Source organism: Chryseobacterium carnipullorum (assembly GCF_003815695.1).
Classification (GTDB): Bacteria; Bacteroidota; Bacteroidia; order Flavobacteriales; family Weeksellaceae; genus Chryseobacterium; species Chryseobacterium carnipullorum.
This window is the reverse complement of the sequence record NZ_CP033920.1, coordinates 3,514,030-3,532,388: the sequence shown is the minus strand read 5'-3', so window position 1 is coordinate 3,532,388 and position 18,359 is coordinate 3,514,030. Positions and strand designations below refer to the sequence as shown.

The following is an 18,359-nucleotide window of genomic DNA, read 5'->3' as shown; positions in this document are numbered from 1 at the left end:
CAATTATAATTATGACTCAAAACCGACCTTCATTCCTTGTCACAAAGCTTGTCACAAATACTAAATTTATGACAATTACCGCACATTTTTATCTGAACAATTACAAAAGAAAAGATGGCAAGTGCCAGATTTTTTATGATGTTTCCATCAATGGAGAACGAGATCGTATTCCAACCGGTCTTTATATAGATCCTGAACGATGGGATAATAACATTCGTAGAGTAAAAAAGAAGTTTGATACTGAAGATATCAATCTTTCCCTTGATAATATGGAATCAAAAACAACAGAAATCAAAACGCATTATCGTCTATCACGTTCCGCTTATTTAGATATAAAAACTTTCAGGAATGAATTCTTTAATAAAACTCCAAAATATGATTTCATATCATTTGCAAAACACCATATAGAAAAGGTTCCAACAAAAGATTCTACAAAACGGATGGCAAGGAGCGTTATCACTAAGCTTGAAAATTATAAGTATCCAATCCCCTTCAGTAGTTTGACTTTGGGCTTCTTTGAAGATTATAAAGGGTATTTGTACTCTAAAGGAAACAAACAGACAACAATTGCCGGCAACATCAAGACAATTAAAAAGTATATCAATCTCGCAAAGAAACACGGGTTATTTATAAATTTTGACATTGACGACCTAAAGGTCGGTTCAATGAAAGGATCAAAAACTAATTTAACAATTCATGAAGTTGAAATTTTAAAACAATATTATTTTAGTGAAACCATTGATAGAGGGCATTTATTGACTTTAGGGTATTTTCTTTTCGCATGTTATACAAGCTTAAGAATTTCGGAAATACAAAAGCTACGCCGAATTGATTTTAGAGGTGATGCTGTTACGTTTCATTCTGAAAAAACAGATAAGCCACATACGATTGTGCTCAATAATACAGCCAAAGCTATTATTGAAAGACATCCAGCATTATTTGTAAACCAAATCACACCTGAATCTATCAATCGAACATTGAAAACCATAATGAAGTTGAATACCATAAATATTAAGAAAAATGTATCAATGCATACCGGCCGTCATACATTTGCCACTAACTTTCTTCGTAAGGGTGGCAATGTACGAGACCTTCAACAAATCTTAAATCACTCAAGTATATTAACAACTATGATTTATGTTCACATTGTAGAAAAAGAATCCAATATGGCTTCTTTTATAATGGATTAGCTAATAGTTTCGGTGACAATATCTATTTGATAGGTATTGTCACCAACTTTATCTTTGTTTAAACTTACAATCAGATGAACGTTATTATTGCAAAAAATATGATTTTTAATTTTCACCTGGCTAAAACTCTCGGCATTAACTTCTTTTTGCCATTGATACTGAACACCTCTAGTTCTTTGACGCAGCCATTGTAAGAAGTTTTTATTGAAAAGTTCAGGATGTGAACATCCTGGAACATTCTTCGAATTATTTTGTCCGTCGATTAACCCATCATAAAAAACCAATCCTATGACATCAGAAGATTCCAACGCATCAATAGCCGTCGGCGCACTAATTTCTTTAGGTTTTGCGACGGGAAGCGGATATCCATTTATTTCAACCTCTGTAGTATTTTCATTTTTAAGACCATTCAATTTTACACCTTTATAATCATAATATATACTGTCCAACTTATAAGGCGACGGAAGGTCCGGAAACTTAATTAAAAATGATCTCTTTTGAAGAAATGTTTTTTTTGGGCTTTTTATTGAGAACTCATTAAAATCCTGAACATTGGAGGGCTCATTTTTACCCAATCTATTCATGTAAATTTTAGTTCCAACAACATCCATATCATAATTAAACCAGTTCTTTATCCCATTTACATAATCGCCAAATGTCATTTCAGGAACAGCTCTGCTTAAATCTATCTCATTGAGATTGTTAACCACTTTAGTATCTTCTTCACTCGCGTTATCATCCGTTAAAACGTCTGAAGTCAGCCTGAAACTTATCACATCATAATCAGATGCATCATAGTTTAATGGAATATACTCGACAAAAAAATTGATACCATTAGAGGTTAAGTTTAATGGAACAGAAATATCGATAGGAAAAACCTTATCAAGAAACCCTTGAGTATAATACACATCATGTTCCCACACTACAGTATTATTAGCAGTAATTCTACAAATGATTTTGCCATAAAAAGATTGAATTCGAAATGAGCCTTTTATCTTATAATTACCAGGTAAAAGATTGGAAAATGATCTGCTATATTTTCGCTTTCTCATTTTATAAGTATGCCCATTTATCAATAAATTAGCAGGCTCATCTTCGTAATAATCCATCTGGGTGGCCTTCGCTTCCAATCTTGTCTGAGATTTCATAGTAAAATAATCTGTTCCTGAAAAAACCCACCTTTGCTGGAGATCAGGATCTGATAAAACATCTCCTAATAAATCAAAGCCAGCATCTCTAAAACCTACCTTTAATAGATATATTGGATGAGGACAAGGATGTATAATATTTACATTGAAAATATTTCCAGACCCATCAATATAGTTCCTTTTCATTTTCGGAAGACTATTCTCAACTGTACTATCATTATAATATCCATCAAAACTATCCCATATATCATCAGAAACAAATTTCTTAGTAAAAATCCTTGGAAAATTATAATTAGTTTGGGGCCATTTTTTCAAAACAATTCCTTCAGCAAATGAATAGATATCATCAACTTTGAATTTTTCGTAAGGAAGTTCACTTAACTTTTTATCAAAGTTCGGAATCTCCTCAAAGCCATAATCAATCTGACCCGTTAATACATAACCTTCAACATTTTCAATCGTTAATGCAGCCTTATATGTTTTGTTTTCGTGAAAAAGATGACCTTCAATGATAACTTCCACATCCTTACTTTCATCACTCAGATAATCGCCAAAGGTTTGAAAAAAAAGATCATCAACATTTATTACGAAAGGAAAAAAGAACTTAGTAAAAACCCTGTCACTCATCATTGAATTTTGCTCCTGTGTACTAAATTTCACATTAGATAAATCAAGAATTCCCTTATTTGTATAAAACTTTATTTCCATTATTGTAGTAGTATAAAATCTAAATCAAACTGAATTAATTCTAAGCTAGTGTCAGCCGCAACGATTTTTTGAGAAACAACAAAACCTCTATGAATTACGTTATCAATCTCAACATAACACAATTTACTCATGATGATCTCATCAATTATTTGAGTGCATTTTTCAAGAATAAATCCTGTATTTATAGTCCAGGTAGTGATTTTAGTCACGTCGTACTTTTCTTTAATAGAAGACAGAACGTTTTGATCGTAAACGTGACTGTATTCCGGAGTTTTCTTCAGATGTCCGGTGAAACTGAATGATTCGGGGCAAAGATTTTGATTTTCATATTGCAGATTAATTACCTGAGGTCCATTATTAGGAATGGTATAATAGACAACCTGCTTATCATCTGTGATTTGAAAAATCTTTTTTCGTGGAAAAATTATTTTTTCTTCATCATCTTCGATTTTAACACGTGTAACCAATCCATCCGGTAAAACGTTCGGGGTTCCGATTCCTATTTTATTCGGCAGAATCAAGCCTTGGATGTAAGTGAAAATATATTTAGATCCTGCAACTCTCTGTTTTATCAAATTATTAGAAAGCAACGGAAATGCTGCAGGCTTTTTACCAGGATAAAAAAATATTGCTGCAACATTTTCTGCATGAACAACATTATAATCAACATCCAATTCCTCAACTAGAATTTTAACTTCCGCAGGATACATCCATAATTTATTGTCAAATTTCCCCGGCTTCTTTTCTTCTTTAAGTATGCTTTTTTTCAATCTTAAAAAATATTGGTGAATTTTGCCGCCTAAATCAAAAGAAGCCCTTTCATTATAATAAGGAACCGTGAGCGGCACCACCATACTTACTGTTTCATCTTCACTTTGAAATTTGATAGATAATGTAGACTTCACATATCTTGCGGTTAATTCCCGTTTAATAAAGTTTATTATTTTATTATCTAAGCAAAAATTATAGGTCTCCATTCCTGATAGAAAAATAAAACTTATCACAGATAAACTTACAGGGATGCTTATTGTTTTATCTTCATATTTTATCAAAATATTATCACTAATATCGCCTATAGGTAAGTTAGAAGAATTTAAAGTTGATATAGTTACTTCTTCAGATTGAGATCCCGAATCTATCGAAAATTCAAGCCAGTATGGTCCTTCTATTGTAAAATCTTTGTTATACGGATTTATTATTTTTAATACTTCCTCTTTTACTTCTCCTGCTGTTTGAATCAAAGAAAAATTGAGATTCTTAGGAGTTATCATCATATCTCCATTAACCACAATTAGATTAATAAGAAACGATTTCACATTTACATAAGGTCCTCCAACAATTTTTTTAAAGATTGCAGAACTTATTTCATATTCACCCTCAAGAGGAAGATTTGAATTAGATATGAGAGGAGTTTTTTCTTCTAAAACAACTGAATTATTTAGAATAGGATCGACATTTTTAAAGATTTCTAAATAATTGAAAAACCGTAACGGGCTATCATTAACATTCCCATTGATATTTATATTTAAATCTCCTGTCAGACTATTGTTTTGCCTATTAAAGATTAAAGTATATTCATCCTTATCGGTAGTTATGCTGTCAGGAACTCCCTGCACATTTAACGTGAAAAAAACAGCCGCCTCAGTCAAATAGACCGCCATTCCATTATTAATACCGTAATAGGTGAAAAAAATCTCTACTGGATATGATCCAGCATCTAAAAGCCCTAAGTCTTTAAATTTTATAAATGCATTTTTGTTGAAATATCCACCTGCACTTACAAATTCGGAAATTATATTGTTTCCGTCAGTAATATCTATTGGATAAATCGCTGTATTATTAACATTACCAAATAAATCGATTTTAAATGAATCATAAGATCCCAAACTTTGATGAGACGCTACTACATTAATTTTTACATCAGCAGGCAATGCGTTACCATGTTGCCAATTTACGGAGGTGGTAAGTGTTGATGCTTCTATATAATCAGGAGAATACGGATTTTCTGGAAATTGTTCTGGCATATTAATGTCTGTTTTTAGTTAATAAATTATCATATTCGTTTGTCATATCTTTAATATCTTTCCCAGTACGAGCAGATTTTTCAAAAACGCCTCTTACACCGTTATTTTTTAAATAAATCATTACTTCTGTATTATCTCTGATAATTTCCAACGCCTTAATTAACATTTCATCACTTCCGGATGAAACAGTTTGTTTTGGATAAAGTCCATTTTCAAAACCCTCAACTCTTCGAATTTCTTCCATATACATTTTTTGGATGTTAGGATCAATCTTCTTCATAGTTTTTCCACTAACAACTAATTCCGGCATTGTGGGACCAGCCTCACCAACCAATAGCGTTGGCTCATCATAAACGCCTGTTCTCGATGACCTTCGCCTGGCATTGAATAATTTATTGTCTTGCGACCTCAGGACCGGATATAGACCATCCTCTGCGCCCGGAGCGCTTGGCAAAGGCGTGCTCATAATTGTTGCCAACTGAACCGCACCCATTGTACCTGCTAAAACTGTCATAGCTAAACCCAATGGAAAAAATGGCTGTGTTTGTGCGGCATTTATTACCGCCATTGCAACACCAGAAATAGCTTGAGCAATTTGCAAATCTCTCTGACGTTTAGCAGCTTTATATTCAAGCTCAGCCTTTTTTCTATCTAACTCAGCATCAAGCAGCTCTGTTTCCTTCTTATAAGCCTCCTGAGTAATTAAGCCTGAATCAAGCTGGTGTTTTAATTTTTTCTTTTTTCGATCGCTGGAAACCTCCATTTTCTGAAGCATTCTTTGCTCATTGGCCTGAACAAATCCAGAATAAGCACTAAACATATTCTGAGCAATCTGAGTTGCAGCACCAATTTTTTGAATTTTTTCAGAAAGGTTGTCGGTATTGGTAAACATAGCTTTCCATTGATCCTGAGTAAGACCAAATAAATCTGCGTTACCGGCTCCAAATGATGCAAGCTTCCCCCCAAGTTTTTGCTCGTCGCCTTTTTTAAGCTTAGCAATATCACCAATGATAGCTGCTAATTTATCTTTGTATTGCTGGATCTGCTCAAGCTGATCTTCAGTAAGAAATTCAGGAGCCAGATCAGCAACCATTTCAAACATGGCAATTTGTTCCTGGAAGAATGTAACTTGCTCCTGCAGACTTTGTTTCTGATAATACTTTTCAATCGCGGCCTTCCCTTCTTCCCAATTACTAATTAATTGTAAAGATTCTTCTGTATAACCTTTCGACGCAAGAAATTCCTTCTGCTGATTTACTGAGATATTAGCTGATAATGTTTGATTTTGTTCTCTACTTATTAAATTTAATCGCTTTTGAAGATCCTCTTCATCTTTTTTGAGACCTATTTCAGTATACTTATCATCTAATGCACGAAGCTTAAAATTAGTTTTATCTTTTTCTGCAATTTTAGTATCTTCAACAAGCTTGTTTTCCTTTAACCATTGAGTTTTGATTGCAATAAACTGTTTTTGAAGATCTCCTTTTTCTCTTTTAATAATTTTGTCTATATCGTCAAAATCCGACTGCTTATATTTCTGTTTTTCAAGTTCTGCAAGCCTTTTATCACGTTCTGCAATTAACAGTGCTTTTTCTTTTGCATAACCCTCCTTCTGAAGTTCTGCGTTAGCTTCTTGTTTTTGAGCCTCTAACTCTAATTCTTTCTGGTCATAGTCTTCGGCATGGTCAAGAATCTTCTTGCGCATAGCCTGATATGCATTCTCAGCTTTACGAGCCGCCTTTTCTTCATCAGTAAGTTTTTTCTTCTTTTCTTTATCAGGAAGAGGAGTATAATTTGATGTGGGATCTGTTTTTTCAACTTTAGCATCCGCTATTTTCTTAACAATATCATCAATATTTCCATCCAGTTCTTCCAAATCTTTATTTGTTTTTTTTACAAGACCATCAACTAATGTAATTCCTGCTTTAGCACTACCATCAGGATTGAGCATCGTTTTATCAGTCTTATTTTTCTCTTGAGTAGTTTTGAAAATTTCCTGTTTACCAGCCAATTTTTCCCTTTTTTGATATTGCTCATCTAAGATTGCCTGTAGCGCCCTAACTTTTGCCGCAGCTTTTATTTTGTCAATTAAAGACGAATAAACCCGATCAAGTTTAGAAGTTGCAATAAATTCAGCATCCAAAGTTCCTTTAAACTCCGGAGCAATTTTGATAAGTTCATCATACGCTTTCTTACGCTCACTCAATTGCGTATTTTTATCTTTCAAGACTTTAATTAGCGGTTCAACTTTAGTTTTGAGTTCGGCAGCAGATTTAGACTCTTCATCATTGATTCTTTTAGAAATATCACCTTGCAATTCCAACGCTCTGCTTTGTTTAGTGCTAGCGGCGGCCGCTTCTTCAGCGCTTGATTTAAATAGCATATAAGCAGTTACGACCGCCATCACTACCGTGACAACCGCCGCCCAAGGATTAGCTGCCGTAACAAGGTTTAACCTTTCCTGCGCAATAGTTTGAAGATTGGTAGATCCGGTTAATCGAGCTAATGCAAGCGTACTGTAACCAAGAGTAACATTCCAAATATTTTGCAGGACTGTACTTGCTTGGTTTAATAAATTACTGGCCTTTTGAACTATCGTATAAGCAAGTAATCTTTCCTTAACTTTAGCAAGAGTCAATTCAGATAAAGCCAAAGCAGTATTATATGAAAATATAGAAACTACGGCAATCGTAAGTATTTTAGTGAGAAATAGAATCGATTCCCTAAAAAGAGTCACTTTTCCGGTACTATCTTCGACAACACCCAATAATTTACCTATTGTCTGGATTAATGCAGCCAAAACTTTTGCTACTTTCTCGCTGGTGTAAATTTCTTTCCACTTTTTTTGTAGTTTTTCATAAATAGCAGCTGCATTATTATTTACTTTATTAAATTCATTTTGTAGGGATGTGGCTTCATCCATAGCCTGACCAGAAAGCTCTATTGACTTTCTAAACTTGTCTGTGTTTTCAGATGCAGCTCCAATTACAGAAATGACTTCTCCGCTATTCAATTTAAGGCCATCTAATATCTGGGCTAATTTTACAGGGTCTAAACCTTTAGCTCCTTCGGAGAATTTTAGGAAAAACTGTAGAGGATCTTCATTTAAAAGCTTTTCAACCTCTTGCTGGGAAATGTGCATTACTTTGGCAAACTCGGCAGTTTCCTTTCCTGCAGTACGTATAAAAGTCATGTAACCCGACGAGGCTCTTTCGGCGTCAATACCACTTTCTTCGAACGAAGCTCCCAAGGCTAAGGTTTCAGCTATTGTTGGCTTTAATGCCTCAGGTAACTGTCCCATTCTTAAAGCAAAATCTGCAATATTTTCTTCTGATGCCGCTCCCTCAGCTCCGAGTTCATTTAATCCTGATCCAATTTCATTAATTGATTGCGCAATACCTAATTCCTTTGTTTCTTTGAATAGCCCTTTGATTTTACCGATTTTTTCCGCTACTTTTTCAACACCTCCGGCAAAAGAATCGCCCAAAGCAACATAAGCTTTATCTACTTCTTTGGTAAAATCTTGGATCTCAGCTTTTGGTACCCCCAGACGGCCTCCAATTTCAGCAATTTTAAGAAGATCAATTTGATTAGTCCTTGTGTCGAAATCATTATATGCGGCTGTGAGGTCCTTTACCTCTTCAGTGGTCATCCCTGTCGTCTTAGCAACTGCTGTCTGAGCATCTACCAATTCATTGTTTAGATCAACGACTTCCTGCATTTTCATTAAGAATCCTGCAACTGAAGCAACGGCCGCTACTATTACGCCCGTATACTCATTGAAACTGTCTAAGAAGGAAGCGCCTTCCTCTGGTCCGGAACCTAATTCAGCTATCCTGTCATTAATTTCCTGAAGCTCATCTCTTGTCTTAGTAAGGGTTTCCCCCTCAGTCATATGCCTCATTGCATCCTTGAGGTCTCGCGCTCTTCTGGTCAACTGATCAGTTGTCATGTCCATAATCTTCATGGAACCGATTTCATCATCAATTTTTGATCGATTGTCTGCTAATGCTTCATTGGTAGCTTCGATCTCTTTACGCAGGTTTTTATAGGCAGTGTTAGCCTTATCAAAGTTTTCCTGAAATTTAGATTGTTGGGACGTGAGACCTTGTATCTCATCATTAATCGCTTTTGCAGCTTCATTTGCTTTCTGCTTAACCTTGTCAATCTGTGCCTGTAGCTTCTCATACTCTTTAGAACCCTGTTCATAAGCAGATTGTTTTTGTCGTAAGGCTTTTACTTCATTGATGACGAAAAGCTCACTTTCTTTAAGCTTAGTGTTATACTTACCGATCTTATCAGTATTGGACTTTAATATCTTCTCTTCGGCTTTACGTTGTTTATCCAACTCCTTCTCCTGCTGAATAAGATCTTTAAGTCTTACAGATAATACTTTGTTGGCCTGCTCAAGATCAAGCACCCTTTTCTGAGCCTCATTGCCATCGACAATTATCTTAAGCTTAAGTATCTCATCCGAAATCACATTTGCCATCTCTTTTTTTATTGGCAATGTTAGGCAGATGATCGTACAACCTACGTTACATCAAAATAGGCACGAGCATAACTACCTGTGCATCATACTGATAATAGGGCAACCTCTCATAAATCACTAAATGTTGCAAAATCGGCCCTACAGGGCATTCTACAGGGGTATTTTCGGCTAAATTGACCATATTTCCAGCAATCTGCGCGATTGCAACCGCAAAATCGATTCTTGGCGGCGTCGGCCAGCAGCTGTTTCAACTTTTTTTATTTTTTATTCATGAAGGTTAGAATGTTGATTTTCAACATATTGATAAAATCTATCAGTTTTGAATTTCTGATTTTAGCTTTTTTTTGACTCAAAAAGCACTTTTTTATAAATATTTTAAATCCCTTGAAAAACAGAAAATTGATTTAAAAATTAAACAAAGCAACTGCAATGTAGCATTGCTAAAACACTATAAATGATGCATTTTAAATAAAATATTTCAAGATATTTTTCCAAGTATTTTCATGCAACAACGCTCAATGTTGCACATTTTTTTTTTTACAATTTGCTTAAAAAATCAAGTTGCAAGTGCTGAACTTAAAAAAATTGTGATTTACAATTTGAACAAAAAAAACACTCCTACTGTGACGAGTAGAAGTGTCTATAAATAATCATTATTGCTTTGCAATGATGACTTCAACTTTTGCAAAAATACAAAATTATTTATGGCCTATTCATAAATCAATCCAGTCTATAGGAGCTGCAATTGGAAGATTTCTGCAATAATCAATTATTTTCATATTTCTATCTATAATACGAATGCAATTATCATAAGATTCAGTGAAAGAAAATCCTTTTTTCATTGAACCAGAAAACATATCGTAAAAAATATAATCACCTGGATAAGATTCCGGTCTACATCTATATTCATTTCTAAAATATTCTAACCCTTTTTTTACCAGTCCTGCAGTATCCGTCATAGACAAAACATCTGAAATAGATTCAAGACTTTCTTTCGATTTAAAATTCAAATCATAAAGTGATGAAAGCTTTTTAAACCCTAATATTCTTTTCACATCTTCGGCATTCAATTTTATCATTTTTCTTTCTTCTTGTGGATTCATAATCACGAATTTACGAAATTATCAATCATCAGGACCAGAGAAAGTTGATTTTTTATTTTGGTAAATTCTCAACCAAGGACGTCTGCATAAAAGATATTTGAGAGCATCGGATAAATTCGTAGAATACATTGGCAGTTTTTCTTTCGGAAGCTTTTCTGAAGTTTTATCCTTGTAAATTCTGGATATCCCTTTTGCATTTTTCTTCACGATCTGTTTAGCAACGTTCATTGACGAGATAAGCTGACGGCATTGATATTTATCAATCAATAAATTTGGAAGCTCTCTGTAATTTTCATTCATTAAAGCTTTCACAAAATTAAACTCCAGCTGCTGCTCAATATTTCCCTGATTTCTTGACATTAAGTTTACTGTCCAACCAGTGGGAGTTCCGTCCGGCCACGCTTCAAGAAATTTTTTCATTTCGTTCGCCCAGTCACGTCCTACATCCTGGTAGGCATTTGCGGATCTGTCAAAATAAAAATCAATTACTTTCTTTTTATGATGCGCAAAGAACTTCAGGAAACGTTCGCATATCTTTTCAGTTTTCTGACTTAAAGAAAAAATATTCTTCAGAACCCTGATTGATTTTCCCTGAAGTTGAGCTACTACCATCGAAATCATATTTCCGAAATCGGCTCCTATTTCTAAAGGCTTATCTGGAATGCAATATTTCAGATCTGTTGAAAAGGTTTCAGCGTCATCACCAGTCCGATAACGGTAGTAATTCTCCCGGATGATCCCGTCCTCGTAAATATGACGGTTATCAAATGCCAGATAAAACCTTTGGCCTGCTTCTACCATCGGAGCCTGGGAAAGTACGGCGGTATTAAACTCTATTTCGCCCAGAGCAGCCAATGCCGTTTTGAAATAATCAAGCCTTAAAATATTGACATTGACAAAAGATGAAGCTTTATAGAAAAACGTAGAATTTACACGAAGTCTTGTTTTCAGAACAGATAATTTTTTCATCTTATTCTGAAGCGTAGCTAATAATTTTTTGTTTCTTTTTTTCGCTGCCCGGATCGTACCCGCCAAAGTTTTATTAAGTTCAAGAGAAATTTGCAATAGATATTTAATCTGCTGTAGCTTCATTTCTTTTTCTTTATCCAATATCCAGTCGTATTCGCCCGGCATAATAATGTTCGGATAATCGGTAGTGAAAGTTACTCCCAAATAATAAGGAGATTTCGCAAACATTGTAGCATCTCCACGGAGTGCTGGGAACAATCTGTCAATTCTATTTTTCTCCAGATATTTTGTTTCATCACCTGCCAGATGCTGGTAAGAATTACCGGCTCCGGAACTAGGTGTATCCATGGAAATATAATTGAAGAAATTACCGGTAAAAGTAGAAATGGTATGTTTATACTCGTATGGAGTTTTATATGGTTTTTTAAAGTGATCCGGTGGCGGTTGATCTACTACGTAATGAATGCCTTCAATCCAGCCTTTTCTATTCCAGCCTTCAATAATGGCAGGAACAACATTTTTTAAAAGATTGGTGTAAGTATTTCCTACCAAAGCAATATAACTATGAGGCATCTCATAGCATATATTCATTAATCTTTCAGAAAGATAATCAGTCGTTTTTCCAGTTCCCCTCCCAAGGACAAGGAAAAGGTTTTGCGGCTCCATAAGATCGGTGATCATTTTGAGCCAAGTGGAATACCTAACTTCTACATCATCATAGACCGAAAGCGAATCAATTCGAACCGTCTGGTTTTTCATCATCAAATATTTTAATCGGCAGAATCATTGCTTCCTGTTTTATTCTATCAATAGCTTTGGGGGAAAGTTCTTTTGTATTTTCGTCTATCCAGTTTTCAATATCGGTAAGATCCTCATTTACTATATCAAACTGTTTCATGTCCATGGTGTAAACCTTTAGAGGTTTTTCAAACATTGACTTGGGAAGCTCAGGCGGATCTTCCTGATCAAGTTGTCTAAACTTATAAGCCTTGTCGGCAATTCTTGAAGCTTTTTCAAAATCAGAAGCATCTTTAGATACTGCTCTTGCCATTTCATAATCCTGATCCAATTTTGCAGCATAAAACTTTCTCCATGCTTTTTTGGATATCTTATCATCGGCATTAAAATATTCGAAAGACTCATTATATAGATCAATAGCTTTAATTCTATTTCCCTTGAGAGATTCTTCAAAAGTAACCAAGTGTTTTACAATTGCTTCTTTGGAACCGTAGATATCTACCCGGTTCATCATCTGGTAAATTTTCTCCAAAAGATTTACATATTGAATAAACTCTTCCGGAGCAGATGTACTCTGTCCGGCTTCAATCCATTTATATAAATCGCCTAAATTATAATCAGTCAATCTCTTCGCCATACATTATTCTTTTCCTTAATTCTTCAAGCTTCTGAGAGTCTCTAAGTTTTGCCAATTGCTGTATTGCTGTAATACTTCCCGTAGCTGCACCTTTTGAAAGTTCTATTCCCGCTTTTGCGTCAACCAATAAAATACCACGATCATAATGATAACGTACCCAGGAATCTTCCTGCATGTATTCAGATTTCATTGTTTTTTTGGGAATATCAAAATACAGAGCGATTTTATCAATGCAATATCCTGCACCGGACAGATCTTCCAGTTCCTCCAGCTGTTCCTGCGAAAGTCTTACCTCATAATCTCTCATCAGTTCATATTTAATCCTTTATAAGAGAAGAAAGCCGGCCCCTTTTTAGGAACCGGTTTCTTTGAAGCAATTATACTTTTAAGCATTTCCAGAGTAATATCAACTATAGGATCATTTTCACAATCTGAATTGTATTCCAGAGATTTTTTTAACTCTTTTATACTGAAAAATTTGTGCTTCATAATTATTTTTTTGCTTTCAAGGTTTTATCAACCAAAGCTTTTTCTTTTTTAAGATTAGCAAGACGAACCTTTGCAGCTTCTACTTCTTCCGGATTCTTACTTGTATTAATCAATTTATTTGCTTTGGATATGTAAGATTTCAGGTTACTTGATCTGCCGGCAAGTTCAGCTGCCGTTAATTTTGAAATTTCCCTTGCAAGATTGTAATCTGCGAAAATCTCATGCTTACCAAGTATTTCGCCAGTGTCGGCATAATGCTGAAGTTCTGCATGAATCTCTCTGTTTAATTCAAAATCCTCCAAAACCTGATTGGCAATTTCAAAGATTTCATTTTCGTCCAGTAACGGATCAGCCAAGGATGCAACTTTAGTAAATAGCTCTTCATGACCGGCTTTGTAATTTTCAAATGCAGTGATCGCATCGCCTACCAAAATTTTAAATTCATTCGGGCAATCTGGAGATCTTAAAAAAGTGTATTTCCCATAAAGCTTCATTCCCTTTAGAGCATCTTCCGGAATCTCAGAAAGCAGTTCCTGAACTCTGTCCTTGTTTTCTTCTAAGAAACCTTCAAGGGTTCTTTCTTCAATCACAGGAGTGATATCTTCCTTGTATTTTCGGATATCCTGATCTTTTATGCCAAAGGATTTTTTCAGATCATATTTCAGGTTTTCTAAGCCCTGTTTGGAATACCCTTTATTATTGTAGGACCTTACCGCATTTCGGCTGGCAGGGTTCTGCATTAACAAAGCTAAGCCCTGATTGTATTCTTCTTGTGGCGATAAACCTTCAGAAGTTAAGTATTTCAATACATCTTTACTCATAATTATTTTTGTGCAAATTTTGACAATTGCAAGCAATTGCTGTGTTACATTAAAAAAGCCTGTTAAAATAACAGGCTTCATTTTTATGCATCTTTCAGTTTCCTGAGCAGATCAGGATGTTTGCACAATAATCTTAAAATCTTTCTGCTTGCAATGTGAAATTCTGATCGCAGTGATCTTTCTTCCTGCGACAGGTCCCCCGATTGCAAATTAGCATCTTCGAAAACATGGAAGATCATATCTTCCAATTCTTCCGGAGAATTTCCGACAATTAAATTCTGAAGTATTGAATAAACTTCATTTTCAGCTTTAGCATGTTGCATTAGTTCTTTTCTCATGATTTAAATCAAATTTTTTTGAGTAATAAGAACGCACAAGTTTTATATATGCTAATGCGAAATTGCGCTGTATAGCGTAATGTTCAGAACCAGAAGGTGAAATAACAGACAATCTTACATCGCCTTGCTCTAAAATCTTATACCGGAAAGAACTAAGTTTATTTTTGCGAAAAAACTCGCATGGTGTATCTAATTTTTTAGGTTTATCTATAAAACTATTGAAAGCCTCGACGCTGGCCAGACGGAAAACATCCATATTCAATGGAGTATCTTCTAAATTGATTGTGTGAGTCATACGACAATTATTTAAAAGTTTACATAAAAAATACCCCCGTGGGAGGTGACTCACCGTTACGAGAACGCGTTAGGGTATTACTACACCTATACTCCTGGGGGATTATTATATCGATAAAAATTTGCTTGGGTTGTGCCCGTAGCGATGAGTCAATACAAATATACAAGTATTTTCTATTCCACCAAAAATAATTTAAAAATATAACTTTAACAAATAATTAACATTAACTAAAGTTAAATAGTACAAATATGTACTATATTTGTAAAAGAAAATGAGAGATAAACCAACTCATTGATTTTAGAATCTGGCGGCAACAGTTTAATACGGCAAAAATTATTATGGCAACAGAAAAATTAGAAAACGGACAATTTGATCTTCAAGAAAACTTCGAATACAGAGGTGTTTCATTTAGTGTGAAAAGCTTTGGTAAAGGCAGTAGCTCTCATTCTTTTCACATTGTGAATGGTGAAATTAATGGTATTATGAGAAGTTTTAGCAGCACAACTCGAAAACAAGCTAAAGACATGTTTAAAAAAGCAGTTAGAAAATCAGAAGAATAAATATGAAAAACGAAAATAAAGAAAACGGGCAGTGGCAATTGCTCGTTTTGCTTTTAAAAGAAATTGCTGATCAAAAAAAAATAACTCAAAATGATATTGCTGAGTTAACAGGTATGCAGCAAAGTGCTATTAGCAGACTGTTTCTTTTAAAATATAAGCCGACATTAGAAACGTTTATGAAAGTTGCTCAGGCAATCAAAGTTAATTTCTTTTTTGAAGATAAAGAAAATAAATCAGATCTAAACTTAGCTTTTGAAAATGCGATGGCGGCTTTAGGGAGAAGGCCGGATAGTTTACCTCAAAATTAATTTAATTATGAAAAGAACAAATCAATTCACTAACCCATGGCAAGAAAAAGAATTAAAAATTCTCAATAATGTTGATTTGACAAATAATGAAGTAGCAGAGCAATTAAATAGAAGTTATCAGGCTGTAAAAATCAAGAGGCTTGAGTTAGGTATAAAAGCAAAGTCTGAAATCGATTATTGGACAGACCAAGAGATCGTCTTTTTATCAAAAAACAGGCTTTTGTCAAATAAAGAAATTTCAGAAAAAATAGGCAGAACAGAACAATCTGTATCTTTAAAAAGAAATAGGCTCGGTTTATCACAACTATCCAAAAACTATGATGAATTTGAAATCGAATATTTAATAGTCAACTATCACGAAAAAACAACTAAAGAAATAGCTGAATTTCTTGGCAGATCAATATCTTCAATTCAAAGCAAGGCATATGAGCTAGGTATAACAAAAAAATCTGAATACTGGTCAAAACAAGAGATTAAGTTACTGAAAACAAACATAAAAAAGTCAAACGAATCTTTAAGTAAATTATTAAATAAAAGTTTAAATCAAATTGTCTATAAAAAAGCTCATTTAAAATCTATTGAAAACAGAACAAAAATAATAGATGAAAAAATAGATAAAAATGTACCATTCTCTACAAAAGGTAAACTGAATAGATATATCGATGTTTTATCAGTATTGGAAGTAGGCCACTCGTTTGAATTTTTAAATACTGAATATCACTTAGTAATTCAAGCAAAAAATTATCTTTCAGAAAAAATATTCAGAACTAAACCAGAAACCAAAACAACAAGACGTATTTGGCGACTTAATTAAAACTATTTCAAATAAAAAAAATCAGCCACTCTATTTTAGGGTGGCTTTTTTAGCTAATTAAAAATACCGTAGGAAGTTTTTTAATTTTTGGAGGACGTTTTGCTCAAAAGATTATTTTCCTGAGCCATCTTTTCAAAAATCCCCCTGATCTCATCTGTAAAGCCAAATGATATTCTTTTCTGAATATATCTTTTATGCCTAAAAATTGGTTTATTATGAATCGGTAATGATTTCTTTTTTACTTTCCCAGCTTTTCTTCTGGTCGTTGAAGGATTATAGCCAGATCTCGATACCCGTGCCTTCATATCCAAGAATCTAAAATTGATATTGTGAGTGTAGGTTAATGTATCTCCGCTAACACTCATACTTCTTTTATTCCATCGGGCAGACCTAAAGCCTTTCATTTCACGCTGAGTTTCTGCAAGAATAGAGATGGCCTGTTCTTGTAATGTTTTCGTTACAAATAAGCCTTCGATAATTCCGATATCAGCGGTTCTTCTTTCTGATAGTGACATATATTATTCTGTTAGGACATCCATACTCCAGCCGTTACACTGCGCTTTCTTCTTTATAGGATCAATCGTCATTGATGTAACATCAATATTACTCAACATGGGATAGCATCCGTCCTCAATCTTTACCAAAACAAAATCACGCACTTTAAACATTACCTTCAAAGTTCTTTCATATAATGCCACAAACTCGTCGTTATTAATCGCTGAATAATCTGTTTTTTCAACAATATCTAACTGAAATATGGGTAGAGTTTTGAACGCTCCGATTTTTCCCACATGCTCATAAGATGGAATGACTCCTACCAAAGCCATTTCAGAAGTTATCATATCAGAAGCGAATTCTGAAAGGTCAGAATCATCGATAAGACTAATAGTCTTTTTAATTTCCGGAATTTCAGATTTTATTTCTGAAAGCATTTCTTTAAGCTCTAGTGGAGTCATTGGTTTTATTTTTTTCTTTGTCGTCTAATTCTTTTTTCTTCAATTCGTAAAGTCTTATCAGGACTACCCACAAATTAGTTTTCTCAACTCCTTTATAAGGACCGAAAACCTGACTTTCTGCCATGTCCGTAATTATATTCCTGAAGCCTGTTCCGGGAATGGTACTTTCAAAAGTATCTTTTTCATCTTTCGTAAAAATTATTGATAGATCAATAGGATTTCCCATAACCATAATCTCACCTTGAAGTACAAAAGACTGCATTGATGAAAAAAACAAAAAGAAACCGTATAAATGCCTGATATCAACATATCTGAAAATACCTTCAGCTCTCTTTTTTGATATGCGATAATTATAAACTTCATTTTTTTTCAAATAAAAAATTGAAAAAAGCATTCGTAGAGATTTAATATCTCCCGTTTTTGAATAATAAATATACTCATCAAGCCCATCAATGTATTGACCAAAAGTAACATCACTAAAGCCATCATCAGGACCATAATATGAATAAAACAACCTATATTTTGGCAGATAATTCTTTGTGAATTCTAATTTTATTCCGGTAAAATTTCCTTCTTCATCTTTATCGAAGAAATTGTCTATATATTCAGACAGCCTGATTATATTTTCATATTTCTCAGGACTCTTCTTTTTAGATTTCCTTAAATTTAACAGTGGATAAACTGCCATATAACACAGCTGATCATAGCTGATCTGTTTTTCTTGCGCCATCCAAAGCAATTTGGAAAAATCTGCATATTGTTTAGCATC

At 34.2% G+C, this 18,359-nt stretch carries 18 protein-coding genes; 4 read left to right on the top strand and 14 right to left on the bottom strand.

Annotation, left to right across the window (positions count from 1 at the left end):
* Positions 1–68 precede the first annotated feature (68 nt).
* Positions 69–1,190: a site-specific integrase gene (locus EG346_RS15860; RefSeq protein WP_164466190.1), complete on the top strand. Its 1,122-nt coding sequence runs from the start codon at positions 69–71 to the stop codon at positions 1,188–1,190.
* On the opposite strand, the gene EG346_RS15855 is transcribed toward EG346_RS15860, so the two are convergent.
* The 11 genes from EG346_RS15855 to EG346_RS15805 form a co-directional block, all read right to left on the bottom strand.
* Complete coding sequence (locus tag EG346_RS15855) at positions 1,187–3,046, bottom strand: hypothetical protein (RefSeq protein WP_123879963.1); 1,860 nt, start codon at positions 3,044–3,046, stop codon at positions 1,187–1,189. The genes EG346_RS15860 and EG346_RS15855 overlap by 4 nt on opposite strands.
* Entirely contained in the window at positions 3,046–5,070 is a 2,025-nt protein-coding gene (locus tag EG346_RS15850; RefSeq protein ID WP_123879961.1) for a hypothetical protein, read from the bottom strand. The genes EG346_RS15855 and EG346_RS15850 overlap by 1 nt, the downstream gene beginning before the upstream one ends.
* 1 nt (position 5,071) lies before the next feature.
* Positions 5,072–9,562, bottom strand: coding sequence for a phage tail tape measure protein (locus tag EG346_RS15845; RefSeq protein WP_123879959.1), 4,491 nt, complete (start codon positions 9,560–9,562; stop codon positions 5,072–5,074).
* A gap of 713 nt (positions 9,563–10,275) precedes the next feature.
* Entirely contained in the window at positions 10,276–10,665 is a 390-nt protein-coding gene (locus EG346_RS15840) for a hypothetical protein (protein ID WP_123879957.1), read from the bottom strand.
* A 21-nt stretch (positions 10,666–10,686) separates the two neighbouring features.
* Entirely contained in the window at positions 10,687–12,396 is a 1,710-nt protein-coding gene (locus EG346_RS15835) for a hypothetical protein (RefSeq protein WP_228425982.1), read from the bottom strand.
* On the bottom strand, positions 12,368–13,009 hold the full coding sequence (locus EG346_RS15830; RefSeq protein WP_123879955.1) for a hypothetical protein: 642 nt from the start codon (positions 13,007–13,009) through the stop codon (positions 12,368–12,370). Before EG346_RS15830 ends, EG346_RS15835 begins: the two co-directional genes overlap by 29 nt.
* Positions 12,990–13,316, bottom strand: a complete 327-nt coding sequence (locus EG346_RS15825; protein ID WP_123879953.1) for a hypothetical protein — start codon at positions 13,314–13,316, stop codon at positions 12,990–12,992. Before EG346_RS15825 ends, EG346_RS15830 begins: the two co-directional genes overlap by 20 nt.
* Positions 13,316–13,498 (bottom strand): hypothetical protein, encoded by a 183-nt coding sequence (locus EG346_RS15820; protein WP_123879951.1) that lies wholly within the window; start codon positions 13,496–13,498, stop codon positions 13,316–13,318. Before EG346_RS15820 ends, EG346_RS15825 begins: the two co-directional genes overlap by 1 nt.
* 2 nt (positions 13,499–13,500) lie before the next feature.
* Positions 13,501–14,319 carry a hypothetical protein gene (locus tag EG346_RS15815; protein WP_123879949.1) on the bottom strand — a complete coding sequence of 273 codons (819 nt, stop codon included), beginning with the start codon at positions 14,317–14,319 and terminating at the stop codon, positions 13,501–13,503.
* A gap of 83 nt (positions 14,320–14,402) precedes the next feature.
* On the bottom strand, positions 14,403–14,657 hold the full coding sequence (locus EG346_RS15810) for a hypothetical protein (RefSeq protein ID WP_123879947.1): 255 nt from the start codon (positions 14,655–14,657) through the stop codon (positions 14,403–14,405).
* Positions 14,629–14,952, bottom strand: coding sequence for a hypothetical protein (locus tag EG346_RS15805; RefSeq protein ID WP_123879945.1), 324 nt, complete (start codon positions 14,950–14,952; stop codon positions 14,629–14,631). The genes EG346_RS15810 and EG346_RS15805 overlap by 29 nt, the downstream gene beginning before the upstream one ends.
* A gap of 338 nt (positions 14,953–15,290) precedes the next feature.
* Here EG346_RS15805 and EG346_RS15800 point away from each other — a divergent pair, with 338 nt between their 5' ends.
* From EG346_RS15800 to EG346_RS15790, 3 genes are read left to right on the top strand one after another with little or no spacing between them, the layout of a single operon-like run.
* Positions 15,291–15,512 carry a hypothetical protein gene (locus EG346_RS15800; protein ID WP_123879943.1) on the top strand — a complete coding sequence of 74 codons (222 nt, stop codon included), beginning with the start codon at positions 15,291–15,293 and terminating at the stop codon, positions 15,510–15,512.
* A gap of 2 nt (positions 15,513–15,514) precedes the next feature.
* Complete coding sequence (locus tag EG346_RS15795; RefSeq protein ID WP_123879941.1) at positions 15,515–15,820, top strand: helix-turn-helix domain-containing protein; 306 nt, start codon at positions 15,515–15,517, stop codon at positions 15,818–15,820.
* Positions 15,821–15,827: 7 nt separating this feature from the next.
* Positions 15,828–16,634, top strand: coding sequence for a hypothetical protein (locus tag EG346_RS15790; protein WP_123879939.1), 807 nt, complete (start codon positions 15,828–15,830; stop codon positions 16,632–16,634).
* An 80-nt stretch (positions 16,635–16,714) separates the two neighbouring features.
* Here the strand turns inward: EG346_RS15790 and EG346_RS15785 are convergent, their stop codons facing one another.
* From EG346_RS15785 to EG346_RS15775, 3 genes are read right to left on the bottom strand one after another with little or no spacing between them, the layout of a single operon-like run.
* Positions 16,715–17,149, bottom strand: a complete 435-nt coding sequence (locus EG346_RS15785; RefSeq protein WP_123879937.1) for a hypothetical protein — start codon at positions 17,147–17,149, stop codon at positions 16,715–16,717.
* Between the two features lie 3 nt (positions 17,150–17,152).
* Positions 17,153–17,590 carry a hypothetical protein gene (locus tag EG346_RS15780; protein ID WP_123879935.1) on the bottom strand — a complete coding sequence of 146 codons (438 nt, stop codon included), beginning with the start codon at positions 17,588–17,590 and terminating at the stop codon, positions 17,153–17,155.
* Positions 17,571–18,278: a hypothetical protein gene (locus EG346_RS15775; protein WP_228425978.1), complete on the bottom strand. Its 708-nt coding sequence runs from the start codon at positions 18,276–18,278 to the stop codon at positions 17,571–17,573. Before EG346_RS15775 ends, EG346_RS15780 begins: the two co-directional genes overlap by 20 nt.
* Between the last annotated feature and the right edge of the window lie 81 nt (positions 18,279–18,359).

Excerpts from the sequence above, each read along its gene's own strand:
- EG346_RS15860 (WP_164466190.1), top strand. The coding sequence starts at position 69 with ATGACAATTACCGCACATTTTTATCTGAACAATTACAAAAGAAAAGAT.
- EG346_RS15855 (WP_123879963.1), bottom strand. The coding sequence starts at position 3,046 with ATGGAAATAAAGTTTTATACAAATAAGGGAATTCTTGATTTATCTAAT.
- EG346_RS15850 (WP_123879961.1), bottom strand. The coding sequence starts at position 5,070 with ATGCCAGAACAATTTCCAGAAAATCCGTATTCTCCTGATTATATAGAA.
- EG346_RS15845 (WP_123879959.1), bottom strand. The coding sequence starts at position 9,562 with ATGGCAAATGTGATTTCGGATGAGATACTTAAGCTTAAGATAATTGTC.
- EG346_RS15840 (WP_123879957.1), bottom strand. The coding sequence starts at position 10,665 with ATGAATCCACAAGAAGAAAGAAAAATGATAAAATTGAATGCCGAAGAT.
- EG346_RS15835 (WP_228425982.1), bottom strand. The coding sequence starts at position 12,396 with ATGATGAAAAACCAGACGGTTCGAATTGATTCGCTTTCGGTCTATGAT.
- EG346_RS15830 (WP_123879955.1), bottom strand. The coding sequence starts at position 13,009 with ATGGCGAAGAGATTGACTGATTATAATTTAGGCGATTTATATAAATGG.
- EG346_RS15825 (WP_123879953.1), bottom strand. The coding sequence starts at position 13,316 with ATGAGAGATTATGAGGTAAGACTTTCGCAGGAACAGCTGGAGGAACTG.
- EG346_RS15820 (WP_123879951.1), bottom strand. The coding sequence starts at position 13,498 with ATGAAGCACAAATTTTTCAGTATAAAAGAGTTAAAAAAATCTCTGGAA.
- EG346_RS15815 (WP_123879949.1), bottom strand. The coding sequence starts at position 14,319 with ATGAGTAAAGATGTATTGAAATACTTAACTTCTGAAGGTTTATCGCCA.
- EG346_RS15810 (WP_123879947.1), bottom strand. The coding sequence starts at position 14,657 with ATGAGAAAAGAACTAATGCAACATGCTAAAGCTGAAAATGAAGTTTAT.
- EG346_RS15805 (WP_123879945.1), bottom strand. The coding sequence starts at position 14,952 with ATGACTCACACAATCAATTTAGAAGATACTCCATTGAATATGGATGTT.
- EG346_RS15800 (WP_123879943.1), top strand. The coding sequence starts at position 15,291 with ATGGCAACAGAAAAATTAGAAAACGGACAATTTGATCTTCAAGAAAAC.
- EG346_RS15795 (WP_123879941.1), top strand. The coding sequence starts at position 15,515 with ATGAAAAACGAAAATAAAGAAAACGGGCAGTGGCAATTGCTCGTTTTG.
- EG346_RS15790 (WP_123879939.1), top strand. The coding sequence starts at position 15,828 with ATGAAAAGAACAAATCAATTCACTAACCCATGGCAAGAAAAAGAATTA.
- EG346_RS15785 (WP_123879937.1), bottom strand. The coding sequence starts at position 17,149 with ATGTCACTATCAGAAAGAAGAACCGCTGATATCGGAATTATCGAAGGC.
- EG346_RS15780 (WP_123879935.1), bottom strand. The coding sequence starts at position 17,590 with ATGACTCCACTAGAGCTTAAAGAAATGCTTTCAGAAATAAAATCTGAA.
- EG346_RS15775 (WP_228425978.1), bottom strand. The coding sequence starts at position 18,278 with ATGGCAGTTTATCCACTGTTAAATTTAAGGAAATCTAAAAAGAAGAGT.